We start from the raw sequence: 14,341 nt of genomic DNA, 5'->3' as shown, positions 1-14,341 counted from the left end.
AACACTTACCTATTCGCGGTAATTGTTTAGTATAAGTTTAACGCCAGTTTCACTCAAAAATATTCTATAAGAGATTTTATAATTTTTCCTAGTTTTTTTGAGCAACATGCGTGTCATTTGTTCAAGTTTAATAATTCAGTAAAACCTATTAAAAAATCACCGTTAAAACGCATTTTTAAACGATAAAATTGATTTTATTGCATTTAATTTAATAAAGTATAAACGTATATCTTTTTTTCCGCTAGTGCTATGTGGCCTATATTCGCAACATACTGTATGCCTATAGCGTAGTTAAGATACGTAATTGTAAACAACGCTCTTTGCTAGGGCATTAAATTTAAAATATGAATATTTTAATTACAGGTGGTGCAGGTTTTATAGGATCTCACGTGGTTCGCCTATTTCTTAAGTCTTATCCCAAGGATAAAATCTATAATCTTGATGCGTTGACATATGCAGGTAATCTGGAGAATCTAAAAGACATTGAAGATGCTCCCAATTATACCTTTTTAAAGGCAGATATCACAGATGCCGAAGAAATGATGGCCCTTTTTGAGGAACATGACTTTGATAAAGTCATTCATCTTGCGGCAGAATCGCATGTTGACCGGTCTATCGAGGATCCTTTGCAATTTGTAAAAACGAATATTATAGGAACCTTAAACTTATTGAACGCTGCCCTGGCTATTTGGAAAAAAGACTTTTCAGGTAAATTGTTCTATCATATCAGTACAGATGAGGTTTACGGAAGCCTGGGCAGTGAAGGTTTATTTACCGAAGAAACGGCTTATGATCCCAACTCGCCATATTCGGCATCTAAAGCAGGTTCAGATCATTTTGTGAGGGCTTATGGGGAAACGTATGGTTTGCCCTATATAATCTCCAACTGTAGCAATAACTATGGTCCCAATCAGTTTCCCGAGAAATTGATCCCCCTGTTCATTAATAATTGTATCAATGAGAAACCCTTGCCTGTTTATGGGGATGGGCAATATACCAGGGATTGGTTATACGTTATAGACCACGCCCGTGCGATTGAGGTGATTTACAAAAATGGAATACAAGGTGAGACCTACAATATAGGTGGTTTTAACGAGTGGACGAATATTGATTTAATTCATATGCTCTGCGAACTTATAGATAAAGAACTGGGACGCGCGCCGGGTAGTAGCAAAAAATTAATTACCTATGTAAAAGATCGTCCCGGTCATGATAGGCGGTATGCCATTGACGCTACAAAAATTAAAAATGAACTTCACTGGGAACCCAGCGTAACTTTTGAGGAAGGCCTTGCAAAAACAATATCGTGGTACTTGAACAACTCTGAGTGGTTACAGGGGGTTACCAGTGGGAATTATAAAGAATATTACAAAAAACAATACCTATGAAAGGAATAATTTTGGCCGGTGGTTCAGGAACACGTCTGTATCCACTTACGATTGCGGTAAGCAAGCAATTGCTTCCAGTATATGATAAGCCCATGATTTACTATCCTCTTTCTGTGCTTATGCTGGCGGGTATACGGGAGATTCTTATCATTACGACACCGCACGATATGGAGGGTTTTAAAACGTTACTGGGTGACGGTTCTTCGCTGGGTTGCAAATTTGAATACGCGATTCAGGACAAGCCCAATGGTCTTGCGGAAGCTTTTATAATAGGAGAGGATTTTATAGGAAAGGATTCGGTAACCCTTATCCTTGGGGATAATATTTTCTACGGAAACGGTTTCAGTCACTTATTGAAAGGTCTTTATGATGTGAAAGGAGGAAGCATTTTCGCTTATCCCGTTAAGGATCCCAACCGTTATGGCGTGGTAGAATTTGATAAAGATAATAAGGCCGTTTCCATTGAAGAGAAGCCAAAGCATCCCAAATCAAATTATGCGATACCTGGACTCTATTTCTTTGATAACCGGGTGGTTCAGTTTGCAAAGGAAGTTCAGCCTTCAGAAAGGGGTGAACTGGAAATAACAAGTTTGCATAATAGATACCTTGAACTCGGTGAATTACAGGTTTCCGTAATGAGCAGGGGAATGACCTGGTTTGATACGGGTACCATAGATTCACTGGACGAGGCAACGGGTTTTGTACGGGCCATACAGCACCGTAATCAGTTTATGATAGGGAGTATTGAAGAGGTCGCCTATTTAATGAATTATATAGATCGCGCCCAATTGAAGAAAGTGGCAAAAAGATGCGGAAAATCAGCTTATGGAGCTTATTTAAATAAGTTACAATGAGATATTTTTCTACAGAAATAAAAGATTTGTGGATTTGCCAGCCTGACGTTTTTGAAGATGGCCGCGGCCATTTCTATGAAGCTTTCAATAGGGCAGACTTTCATAAAAATACTGGATTGGATGTGGATTTTGTTCAGCAGAATCAGTCCAAATCGGCGTATGGAACACTACGCGGCATGCATTTGCAAATGGGTGAGAGCAGTCAGGCAAAACTTATACGTGTCATACAGGGGGAAGTCCTCGATGCTGTGGTAGATATGAGAAGGGATTCTCCTACTTTTGGTAAGTCCTATACGGTTTTGCTAACGGCAGAAAATAGAACACAGCTTTTTGTACCTCGTTATTTTGCCCACGGCTTTCTCGTACTTAAACCTGAGACCGTTTTTGTGTACAGTTGCGATAATTACTATAATAAATCGGCAGATATAACGCTAAACTACAAAGACCCGGTTGCAAAAATTGAATGGCCAGAAATAGAGGGCGACCATATCCTTTCAGAAAAAGACACGTTGGGACTTGAATTTAATGCAGTAATTGAACGAATGTATGCTTAAAGATCAGGAGAAGAAAATAATAGTCACCGGTGGTGGTGGTCAGTTGGCGCAATGTATAGCGAAGCAGGCGTCTGCAGTGACTCATTATAAATTCCTGTTTGTACAGAAAAAGGATCTGGATATTACAGATGCTCATGCTATAGATCAACTATTTGTAACTTTCAAACCAGATTTTGTTATAAATACCGCTGCTTACACTCAGGTGGATAGGGCAGAGGACGAACATGAACTAGCCTTCGCTATAAATTCCGAAGGAGCAAAAAACCTCGCGCAAGCCTGCAAAAAATACAAGGCTACGCTTGTTCATATTTCAACAGACTATGTTTTTGATGGAAATTCAAATACCCCGTATGTTGAGGAGGATCAACCAAACCCACAGACTGTTTATGGAAAGTCTAAACTGGCTGGAGAAAATGAAATCCTCGACAGTGAACTCAAAGCATTTTATATCTTACGCACTTCATGGCTCTACAGCGAATTTGGGCAGAACTTTTATAAAACCATGCAGCGGCTTGCTGCTACGCGCGATAAGCTGGCGGTTGTAAATGATCAACAGGGCTGTCCCACAAATGCAAATGATCTTGCCCGGGGTATCTTAAAAATAATTGCTGATGAAACCAGGCTTGATACAGGCAATACACTTTATGGAATTTACAATTTTGCCAATGGTGGAAGTACTTCATGGTATGGCTTTGCCAGGGCTATTTTCAATGTTAAAAACATAGATGTAGAGCTTAGTCCCGTATCGTCAGAAGCGTACCCTACACGAGCAAAAAGACCAGCTTTTAGTATGCTGGATAATAACAAGTTCAAGAATGCCTTTGATTTTCAAATTCCTGACTGGGAAAAAAGCCTGGTCAATCTGTAGGAGACAAGTGATTCTCTTAAGGTTTCACATAGGTAATTACTAAATATAAAAGACCCTATTTTTTAAGGGTAAATTAAAGAACTTCAATAGAATAAGTGACTATTGGAGCACATACCTGTATTTATACCCCATGTGTTAGAATTTAATGTTTAAGGATATTATATTTGTCGATATAATTTAAAAACAAAAAATGGAAGTACGCACTATTTGCTGTATTGGCGCAGGATATGTAGGAGGGCCTACGATGTCAGTTATAGCGCAGAAATGTCCGCATATTAAAGTAACTGTTGTTGATATAAATGCCAGGCGTATTGCTGCCTGGAATGATGAGAACCTTGATAATTTACCCGTTTATGAGCCAGGACTTGCTGATGTTGTGAAAGAAGCACGTGGTCGTAATCTATTTTTTTCTACGGAAGTGGATAAGGCAATTGATGAAGCGGAAATGATCTTCATTTCTGTAAATACGCCTACCAAAACTTATGGAATAGGAAAAGGTATGGCGGCAGACCTTAAGCACATTGAACTTTGTGCGAGGCAGATCGCCACCGTTGCCAGGACCAATAAAATTATAGTAGAAAAGTCAACCCTACCTGTGCGTACCGCTGAAGCGCTGCGTAGTATTCTTGATAATACAGGAAATGGGGTTGAATACGATATACTTTCAAACCCGGAGTTTCTTGCCGAAGGTACTGCGATAGAAGATTTGTTCAATGCAGATCGGGTGCTTATAGGAGGTGATGATACACCCAGGGGCAAACGCGCAAAGCAGGCGTTGGTCAATATTTATGCTAACTGGCTTCCAAAAGATAGAATATTAACGACTAACGTATGGTCTTCAGAGCTGTCCAAATTAACTGCAAATGCTTATTTAGCACAGCGGGTATCTTCTATCAATGCCCTTTCAGAACTTTGTGAAGTTACTGGTGCAGATGTAACAGAAGTAGCCCGTGCCATAGGATCTGATTCCCGTATTGGATCTAAGTTTTTAAAGGCTTCAGTAGGTTTTGGAGGTTCCTGTTTTCAAAAAGATATTCTCAATCTTGTATATATCGCAAAATCCTACGGCCTCAACGCGGTAGCTGATTATTGGGAACAGGTGATCATTATGAACGATCACCAGAAAAAACGTTTTGCACAGCGTATCGTACGCACCCTTTTTAATACAGTTTCAGGTAAAAAGATTGCTATCATGGGTTGGGCTTTTAAAAAGGACACCAATGATACACGCGAATCTGCCGCGATATATGTGACAGATTATTTATTGAGCGAACTGGCAGAAGTCACAATTTATGACCCCAAAGTCAAAAAGGAAAAAATCCTGGCAGATTTGGATTATTTGAACACCAGGAGTGAAGAAGAAAACAGGGCGCTGGTCAATGTAGTAAACGATCCTTATGAAGCCTGTGAAGATGCACATGCGGTGGCTATTTTAACAGAGTGGGACGAATTCAAAACCTATGAGTGGGAACGTGTATTCAAAAATATGCTCAAACCTGCTTTCCTTTTTGATGGTAGGGCAATTCTGGATACAGAAAAGTTGGAAGAGGTTGGTTTTAAGACCTATACTATTGGCAAGGGGGAGTAAAAGTTCAAAATAAGATTACTTACTTTTATTCTTGAACCAGCTAAATACGAATACCTTAAAACAATCATACCATGAAAATTGCATTTATTACAGGTGTCACCGGTCAGGATGGTGCTTATCTAAGTGAGTTTCTACTAAAAAAAGGATATATCGTACACGGTTTGAAGCGCAGGGCGTCACTCTTTAATACTGACCGTGTAGACCACCTTTATCAAGATCCACATGTAGAAAACCGGAATTTTATTCTGCATTATGGTGATATGACTGACAGTACGAACCTGATACGGCTTATACAGGAAATTCAACCAGACGAGATATATAACCTGGCTGCGATGAGTCATGTACAGGTGTCTTTTGAAACACCTGAATATACGGGCAACGCAGATGGTCTTGGTACTTTGCGTATCCTGGACGCGGTACGCCTTTTGGGGCTAGAGAAAAAAACAAGAATTTATCAGGCTTCCACATCAGAATTGTACGGTAAAGTGCAGGAAGTCCCTCAGACTGAAACCACTCCATTTTATCCACGAAGCCCTTATGCCGTAGCAAAGATATATGCATACTGGATCACCGTAAATTATAGAGAAGCTTATGATATGTTTGCCTGTAATGGTATTTTATTCAACCATGAGTCTCCCATACGCGGAGAAACTTTTGTAACCCGAAAAATTACACGTGCCACAGCACGTATCGCCCTCGGCCTTCAGGATAAAGTTTTTTTAGGAAATCTAGATGCTCAGCGGGACTGGGGTCATGCCAAGGATTATGTGCGTATGATGTGGATGATCCTTCAGGCTGATGAAGCAGAAGATTGGGTAATTGCCACAGGAAAGACAACCTCTGTACGTGATTTTGTACGTATGGCCTTTCAGGAGGTGGGTATTACACTTGAATTCAAAGGAAAAGGAGTGGATGAAAAAGCTTATATAAAATCATGTGCCAACCCTGAATACCAATTAGAAGTAGGAAGTGAGGTACTTGCTGTAGACCCTAAATATTTTAGACCCACTGAGGTAGAATTGCTTATAGGGGATGCATCTAAGGCAAATAATAAGTTGGGCTGGACACCAGAATATGAATTGAAGGATTTAGTAAAAGATATGATGAAAAGTGATGTCAAACTAATGCGGAAAGATCAATATCTTAGGGATGGCGGCTATCAAACTTTTAACTATTTTGAATAATAAAATCTACTGAACTAATTTAGTCAATGCAAAGTTCCAACAGCGTTATAAAAGTTTGATTCTAAAACATTGTATAAATTCTGGTTTCAGAACTTTTTTGCCGTTCAGATTTACGGTTTGAGCCTACTTTAAATGTATATATAAAATAGGAATGAATAAAGATTCAAAAATATATGTAGCAGGGCATCGCGGACTCGTGGGTAGTGCATTATTGCAAAATTTAGGACGAAAAGGGTATGCTAATGTAGTCACGCGAACGCATAAGGAACTTGACTTAACCGATAGCGTTGCAGTAGCTCAATTTTTTTTAAAAGAAAAGCCGGATTATGTTTTTCTAGCCGCTGCAAAGGTGGGCGGTATCGTTGCAAATAATACGTATAGAGCTGATTTTATCTACGTTAATATGATGATTCAGAATAATGTGATTCATCAAAGTTATGTACATGGGGTAAAAAAATTAATGTTTTTGGGCAGTACCTGTATTTATCCCAAAAGTTGCCCTCAGCCTATGAAAGAGGAATATTTGCTGACAGATGTTTTAGAATATACTAATGAGCCTTATGCAATAGCCAAGATAGCGGGTATAAAAATGTGCGAAAGTTACAACCTGCAGTATGACACCAATTTTATATCGGTGATGCCCACAAATCTGTATGGTCCCAATGATAATTTTGACCTTGAAAAATCCCACGTGCTGCCAGCTTTAATACGAAAGATTCATTTAGGTAAGGCTTTAGGGGAAAATAACTGGAAAGTTGTAGAGGAAGATCTAAATAGGCGCCCTATAGAAGGGTTAAATGGTAAAGCAGACAAGAGCGAAATCCTTGCTATGTTAAAGAAATATGGGATTTCTGTTGATAAGAACAGTTCAGGTGGAAATAATAAGGTGCATGTAGAGATATGGGGCAGTGGTAAGCCCATGCGCGAGTTTTTATGGAGTGAGGACATGGCCGATGCCTGTGTGTTCCTTATGGAGAACCGCAATTTTACTGATGTAGTACAATCAGGAAATACTAAGGGAAAAGAAATTAGAAACACCCATATCAATATAGGTTCTGGTAGAGATATTTCTATAAAGGCATTAGCGGAATTAATTAAGAAGACCATAGGTTTTGATGGTGATTTCGACTTTAATGATCAAAAACCGGATGGTACCATGCGAAAATTAACGGATGTGACCAAATTACACGATCTGGGTTGGGAGCATAGTGTGCAGTTAGAGGAAGGATTACAAAGGGTTTATGAGTGGTATGCAACAAAAAATCAGGGATTATAAATTTCTGTTGGCATCTTTTTGTACAGCATTTTAAATTCTATACCCTATTTATATTGGATTCTAACTGTCAATGGCATGCTAATCATGGCGCTGAATTTTTACTATATTTAGTAATGCACCACACACAGTATTATAATGTTTAAAAAAATTCGCTATCAGACCATTCTCATAGCTTTAATAAAATATCGTCTTATCGTTCTATTTCCGTAAAGGAAATTTCAGATAATACTTATACTGCTTATAGGCAAAAACAAATATGCGCTCTTAAAGTTGAGTAATTTATAAACTTTATAATAAGATCTTCAAATAGCGCAAATAGAAGCGCGCTTACGCATCTCTTATATAATATTTTTCATGGGAGGCTTCATCATGAATACTGCTTAAGTACAAATGAAATCAAAGGCTATACAGCGCTACAGCTCTTACAATGTTAATGACTTATTTGCCGCAACAACTATTATAAAAGTTATATTTTTGCAGGAAATGCGCTTATAAAGTCTTTTCAAAATGATAATAAAAGTTTGTATTATTTGAAGGCGCCCAGAAAATTTGCATTCGGCATTCATTTATGGCAAAACTCCTTAAGAATACGGTATACTATAGCATAGGTAACTTTATCACTAAAGCTTTAAGTTTTCTTTTATTACCCTTATATCTTAAATATCTTACTCCAGATGATTATGGTATAGTCAATTCAATGCAGGTATTCTCAGGGATTATTCTTATTTTCTTTACTCTGGGATTAGAGCGATCTATATATCGCCTATTCTTTGATTACAAAACGGAAAGTGAGAAAAAAGATTTTTTGGGAACGGTGTCCCTTTCCATTCTTGTACTTTCCATTAGTATTTGTCTATTGCTGTTTTTGCTCAATCGCCCCGTTGGTGAAATTTATAAATCCATACCTTTTGCGCCTTTTTACGTTTATGCGATCATAACTGCCTTCTTCGCTACCTTTGAACTGGTTCCCCTTATATCATTCCAGGTAAAACAACAGGCAGGTAAATATTTGCTGTTTTCGCTCTTACTTCTTACCGTAAAGGTTTTACCGGTTATATGGTTTGTCATTTTTAAAGAAGAAGGAGCTTTAGGAATGCTTAAAGGTGCTGCTGTAGGGGGTGGGCTGAGTTTGATCTTTCTATTACCAGCAACGGTGGGTGTTACCCATTTTACTTTTAAAATGGCACTATTAAAAAAGACCTTACGTTATTGTTTACCTCTCGTACCCTTAGTACTCTCCGCATGGATAGTGAATATGTCTGACCGTATATTTATTGAGCGCTATTTTGGTACCTATAGTGTGGGCATATATTCCCTGGGATATAAAATAGGCCAACTCGTACAATTTGCAGCGGTTGCAGTGCTCATGGCATATAATCCATTATTCTATAAGTTGGCAAATAGTGAAGATAAAATACGTTCAAAGAGTAAACTTTTTCAGGTCAATAATATTTTAGTGGTCTTTATGTTGCTCGTCACTTTTGTGGTGGCCTTTTTATCTAAAGATATTATTTATCTCTTTTTCGATAAGGAATATCAGGTAACATATACGGTAATTCCGCTTATAGCTTTTGGTACTTTTTTTATTCAAATGATATCGTTGCAGAACCTTTCCTTCCATCAGGAGAAAAAGACGCTGGTAATTATGAATATTAACCTCGTCGCCGCAGGAGTTAATATAGCACTTAATTTTTTGCTTATAAAAAATTATGGTTATCTAGGGGCTGCATGGGCCACACTCATTACACAGGTCCTATTTTTCCTCCTGGTTTATAAGATTGCAAAACGGTATTATTTTATTCCATATAAATGGAAAGAAATTGTTCCTTTATTCATACTTTTTGCACTTTTCGTTATTATAAATACTTTTTATCTCCCCGCCGGGCTTACTTTCCTCCTTCTTAAGGTCGGTTTTATATTAATAGTGGGATTCTTGATTATTTTATATAAATGGAAAAGTATTTTACTTTTGAAAACAATATAAAGTGAATTCAATGCAACAGCAAGTACTATAGCTATGCGAATATTGGTTAGATTTTTCTTATTTTTTAAAATTGATCTTTTTATAAACTGGGTTGGTGAGCTTATAGAGCAATGCAATCTAGCGCGCATGCAAAAAAATGGAGTTCGTGTGAAATACGTTCGTCAGGGCAGGGGAGGACTAACCATTTCCGGGGATCTTTCTAAATTTAAAATCGATAAAACAAGCCATTTAAAATCAAATACCTTTATTCAATGTGATGGCGGGGTTACGATAGGTCGTTACTTTCATACTGGAAGGGGACTTACTATGTTCTCGACAAACCATAACTACACCAGTGAATCTAAAATCCCTTATGATGAAATAAGCATTCCGGGAAAAATTGTTATAGAGGATTTTGTATGGTGCGGTGCAAATGTGACCATTATGCCCGGGGTACATATAGGGGAGGGGGCTGTTATTGCTGGCGGCGCTGTATTATCTAAAGATGTTCCTAAATACGCCATTGTGGGTGGAAATCCTATTAAAATACTTAAATATAGAAATATAGAGCAGTTTGAAACTCTTAAAAATCAGGGCAAATTTTTTTAAAACATGGTATTACTATTCTGTCTTTCCAATCTTTTTATTCCTACGGTGCTCACCATTATCAATGAGCGCAAAGGGGAGCAGGTTGTCGTTTATACTTACGAAGCAGGAATTAGGGAATTCTTTGAAAAGCTGGCATTACCCCATGTTGAGATTTACTTCAGGGGCAGATTAAATACGAGACGACCTTATTTTTATACTAAGCAGCGCCCTTTGATTTTAAAGGAAATGCGAGCCTACGACTTTAAAAGTATTTATTTTTTTCATAGTTCATTTGGCGGTTTTGAAAACTGGCTTATAACAAAGCTTTCTTCGGAATCCCAACTTTTTTTTGTCCCTATTTTCAATGATTTGAAGTTTAGGGAACACTGGTCCCTACAATCCATTATTGAGGTTGCCTATTCCCGGTTTATCTATAACACGGCGCTTAGCCCTTTGTATAATGGGCAGGTTTATATTTATAAGATAAAAGACAGCTTTTTTGCAAAAACAAAAGCAAAAACAATAAAAGTTGAAATTGACCATACCCATATCAATGGGCTAATAGGGCAGATTTTCCCTATGTCCAACCACGCGAAAATCCTACTTCTTACGGGCACTATTGTGGAACTCAATCATGTTGAAGAAGAGGAATACACCACAAAAATGGATGCGTTAATTGAATACTTTGGGAACGATAATATAATTGTCAAAGCCCATCCAAGATATCCCAATAAATTTTCCAGGGAAAAAGAACTTGATGAGGTGCCTTCTTTTATACCGGCCAATGTTCTGCTTTCCAGGTTTGATGTTTTTATAGGATATACAACCAGTGCCGTGACAGAAGCAGCACAAAGCAACCGCATAGGGATATCCCTGGTGGATTATTTAGAGCCGGTAAGTGAAGAACGGCAGCGTACTTATAAAAACTACCTGATAAGCAACTTAAATTCCGGAAAAGTTTATTTCCCAAAAAATCTGGAGGAACTAAACGATATAGTCAATAACAAAATCCCACAAAATCAATAGCATGAAAACGGCTGTCCTGATGACTTGTTTCAACCGCAAGCAGATTACCTTAAGCTGCTTACGCCGACTGCTGGACCAGCAGGGGGATTTTGATATCTATCTCGTTGACGACGGGAGTACAGATGGTACAGGGCAGGCAGTGAGACAAGAATTTCCACAAGTGCATGTGATCGAGGGTAGCGGTGATCTCTTCTGGAACGGTGGCATGAGGCTGGCCTGGCAGACCGCTATCAAAGCCGAATCAGATTATAATGCTTATATCTGGCTGAATGATGACACCCTGCTCTATGAAAAGGCACTAGCGTGCCTTATCGCTTACAGCGAAACACAGGGAAATCAACACATCATATGCGCCGCAATCAATGATCCGGAAACAGGAACATTTACATATGGTGGCAAAGATTTATATACAAATCCCATAGAACCTAACGGCAACTTACAGCAAATCCATTTTATGAACGGTAATGTTGTATTTGTACCGCAGTCTGTTGTTGATACAATAGGTATTCTTGATGCTTCCTTCCGGCATCATCTGGGGGACTATGACTACGGTCTTCGGGCACAAAAAAACAACATCCACGTTTATACCACACCAGAATATCTGGGCAGTTGCGAGCGAAACGAGCTTTTGGTCCTACGTGGCAGAAAACCTGATACGACCTTAGCGAATAGGTTTAGGTTTTTGTATTCCCCGCTTGGGGTAGATCCTGTAGCAGAATTTAGATATACCTCAAGGCATAAAGGGTTTTTTACAGCGGTTAAGAATTTTACGATTGTAAACCTTAATAATCTTATGGGAAATCGCTTACATAAATTTTATACCCAACGTATAAGAAAGCATGTCAAATAAAATTTTTGTTTTAAGAATTGTATAGCCATCCTAAAATTAGGACGGGGTAGTGGCAATAATGGCGATTTTGGGCATAGAAAATGCGGTTTTATTGTATTTCACTACATAAAGATATCTGAACTAAAAACTTCATATTTACCACTGAGGTATTAAATCTGAGTTACTTTATCAACAGCTGCTTCAACTGAAAATTTGGTTTTAAGAAGGTCTAAAGAATTGTTGCCCATCTCAATCCTTTTTTGATCATTATCCAATAAATATCTAGTATTTTCTAAAAATTTATTGTCATTACCATTATAAGTAACAAAACCTGCTCCAGCGTTTTCGATAGTCTCAACAACGTCATTACCATTATTTACACTACCCAAAATTGGTAAGCCTTGCGACATATATCCTAGTAATTTTCCAGGAAAATTATAGGTTGAATGTTCTTTATGTAAAGTAAAAAGACCAATGTCAAACTCACTGAGCATCATTCTGTAAGTTTTTTGATTTACCGGCTCCAAGAGCAGAATGTTTGTTAAGCTAAATTTTTCAATAGATTCTTTTACTAAATCAAATTCATTGCCTGATCCCGCAAAAACAAAATGTGCATTCTTATAATTTGATAATTTTTGAGCAAGTCTTACCAGATTCATCATATCTTGCGCTTCTCCCATATTACCACCGTAGAATAATACAATTTTATCAGTAAGATGGTATTTAATCCTAAATGAGTTATTGGAATTTATTACAGGTTTCTCACTGCTCCAATTGTAGAGAACTTCTGTCTTATTTTTGAGACCAAATTTATTTTGAAACCATTCTAGATTTTTAGGAGATTGAAGCCCAATGCTATCAGCTGCCTTATAATTTTTCCTCTCAAAGGCCCTAAAATAAGTAGCTATAATAGATTTTTCCTTTATCATTCCATGATCTATAACCCATTGGGGAAAGATATCCCTTAGAATGAGATAGCTTCTGGCTGACCATTTTTGTTTTAGCTTATTAACTAAACTTCCAAAGAAAATTGAGGGAGAATAATAAACAATCAATTCACAAGGATTCTTAATGAAAATATCTTTCAGATGCCTCCAAGCATTATACGACAAGAGCGTTTCATTAATCGCTCTTTTGATTTTAGATTCTGCCTTGACATCGCCAGATTTAAAACGATATACATTTACTCCATCCAAAACTTCGTGTACGTAATTTTTATCGATACGATGATCTGGGGTAACAACACTTACACTGTGACCAGAATGTATAAGGGCTACTCCAAGTTCATGCATCATTTTTGCGCCAATTTTAGTACTCTGCGGCAGGTAATCATCTACTAATAATAATATTTTCATTTTCCGCTTAAACTGTAATTCTCATAGAGGGAATGATGAGATTTCATAAAAGAATACATTTCATCAATCATAACGGAATAGGTGGGTATTTCCATTTTCAATTCTGATCTGGTATCCACTATTGATTTGTCAACCTGCTTTCCTTCAACGGCATTGATTTTAATATCCTTACCGGTAATGCTTTTAAATATTTGCAATAAATCAAATTTATTAATAGATGCACCATTGGTAACGTGGTAAAGACCTTCTAGATCTTGATCTATTGCAGAAACGATAACTTTAGCAAGCTGAGTCGTCGTAACACCTGACCATATAGCTTTAGTAAAACCGTTTGTTTCTCCTTCCTGTTTCATAAACCAGTCAAAGAGTCCTTCGCCATTTTTCTTTAATTCTGGTCCAATAATAGAGGTGCGAAGCGTTAAATGATGTGTTTTTTCAACTTCACCCAGCGCTTTGGTTTTCGCATAGATATCCTTGCCATCTTTTACATCAAGTTCTGTATAACCGCCTTTATCACCAGAAAATACACAATCGGTTGATACATGTATGAGCTTCGCATGTATATCATCACAAAGCTGTGCAAGTAGATGGGGAAGATAAGAGTTTAAGTAAATTGCATTTGCGGGATTGTCATTTGCACCTTTAATAAGAATTCCCACACAATTAATTACATAATCGGGTTTGACTTTTTTTATGAGATTTGCAAGCTCTTCCTTTTGGTGAAGGTCTAAAATTATACTATCTGAAGTCAATTTATTTCTAAAGGAAACATCAGTAATATCGTAGTTTCCGTTTTCTTTAAAATGGTAGTACACTTGGTGACCTAGCATTCCCGTAGAGCCGAGAATCATTATCTTCTTTTTCATAA

13 protein-coding genes are annotated in these 14,341 nt (G+C 37.7%); 11 read left to right on the top strand and 2 right to left on the bottom strand.

Annotated elements, in window-relative coordinates; genetic code table 11:
• Positions 1–344: 344 nt before the first annotated feature.
• The 11 genes from rfbB (at position 345) to P162_RS00280 (ending at position 12,139) form a co-directional block, all read left to right on the top strand.
• On the top strand, positions 345–1,388 hold the full coding sequence (gene rfbB / locus P162_RS00330; RefSeq protein ID WP_031425111.1) for a dTDP-glucose 4,6-dehydratase: 1,044 nt from the start codon (positions 345–347) through the stop codon (positions 1,386–1,388).
• Positions 1,385–2,242, top strand: coding sequence for a glucose-1-phosphate thymidylyltransferase RfbA (rfbA, locus tag P162_RS00325; RefSeq protein ID WP_031425109.1), 858 nt, complete (start codon positions 1,385–1,387; stop codon positions 2,240–2,242). Before rfbB ends, rfbA begins: the two co-directional genes overlap by 4 nt.
• Positions 2,239–2,796, top strand: a complete 558-nt coding sequence (rfbC, locus tag P162_RS00320; protein WP_031425108.1) for a dTDP-4-dehydrorhamnose 3,5-epimerase — start codon at positions 2,239–2,241, stop codon at positions 2,794–2,796. The genes rfbA and rfbC overlap by 4 nt, the downstream gene beginning before the upstream one ends.
• Entirely contained in the window at positions 2,789–3,664 is an 876-nt protein-coding gene (gene rfbD / locus P162_RS00315; protein WP_031425107.1) for a dTDP-4-dehydrorhamnose reductase, read from the top strand. The genes rfbC and rfbD overlap by 8 nt, the downstream gene beginning before the upstream one ends.
• Positions 3,665–3,854: 190 nt before the next feature.
• Positions 3,855–5,252, top strand: coding sequence for a UDP-glucose 6-dehydrogenase (locus P162_RS00310; RefSeq protein ID WP_031425105.1), 1,398 nt, complete (start codon positions 3,855–3,857; stop codon positions 5,250–5,252).
• A 71-nt stretch (positions 5,253–5,323) separates the two neighbouring features.
• A complete protein-coding gene (gmd, locus tag P162_RS00305) occupies positions 5,324–6,436 on the top strand; it encodes a GDP-mannose 4,6-dehydratase (protein ID WP_031425104.1) in 1,113 nt (370 codons plus the stop codon).
• A 151-nt stretch (positions 6,437–6,587) separates the two neighbouring features.
• Positions 6,588–7,712 (top strand): GDP-L-fucose synthase family protein, encoded by a 1,125-nt coding sequence (locus P162_RS00300; RefSeq protein ID WP_031425102.1) that lies wholly within the window; start codon positions 6,588–6,590, stop codon positions 7,710–7,712.
• 568 nt (positions 7,713–8,280) lie between these two features.
• The gene (locus P162_RS00295) at positions 8,281–9,696 is read left to right on the top strand and encodes an oligosaccharide flippase family protein (RefSeq protein WP_031425100.1); all 1,416 of its coding nucleotides are present in this window, start codon (positions 8,281–8,283) and stop codon (positions 9,694–9,696) included.
• 126 nt (positions 9,697–9,822) lie between these two features.
• The gene (locus tag P162_RS17975) at positions 9,823–10,284 is read left to right on the top strand and encodes an acyltransferase (RefSeq protein WP_316931576.1); all 462 of its coding nucleotides are present in this window, start codon (positions 9,823–9,825) and stop codon (positions 10,282–10,284) included.
• Between the two features lie 3 nt (positions 10,285–10,287).
• Positions 10,288–11,289 carry a hypothetical protein gene (locus tag P162_RS00285; protein ID WP_031425097.1) on the top strand — a complete coding sequence of 334 codons (1,002 nt, stop codon included), beginning with the start codon at positions 10,288–10,290 and terminating at the stop codon, positions 11,287–11,289.
• A 1-nt stretch (position 11,290) separates the two neighbouring features.
• Complete coding sequence (locus P162_RS00280; RefSeq protein ID WP_031425095.1) at positions 11,291–12,139, top strand: glycosyltransferase family 2 protein; 849 nt, start codon at positions 11,291–11,293, stop codon at positions 12,137–12,139.
• 149 nt (positions 12,140–12,288) lie between these two features.
• Here the strand turns inward: P162_RS00280 and P162_RS00275 are convergent, their stop codons facing one another.
• Together P162_RS00275 and P162_RS00270 are read right to left on the bottom strand one after the other, a co-directional pair.
• Complete coding sequence (locus tag P162_RS00275) at positions 12,289–13,473, bottom strand: glycosyltransferase family 4 protein (protein ID WP_031425093.1); 1,185 nt, start codon at positions 13,471–13,473, stop codon at positions 12,289–12,291.
• Positions 13,470–14,339 carry a dTDP-4-dehydrorhamnose reductase family protein gene (locus P162_RS00270; RefSeq protein ID WP_051907699.1) on the bottom strand — a complete coding sequence of 290 codons (870 nt, stop codon included), beginning with the start codon at positions 14,337–14,339 and terminating at the stop codon, positions 13,470–13,472. Before P162_RS00270 ends, P162_RS00275 begins: the two co-directional genes overlap by 4 nt.
• Positions 14,340–14,341 lie beyond the last annotated feature (2 nt).

Source organism: Flavimarina sp. Hel_I_48, from assembly GCF_000733945.1.
GTDB lineage: Bacteria > Bacteroidota > Bacteroidia > Flavobacteriales > Flavobacteriaceae > Leeuwenhoekiella.
The sequence above is the reverse complement of the archived record's forward strand: the minus strand, read 5'-3'. Positions and strand labels throughout refer to the sequence as shown.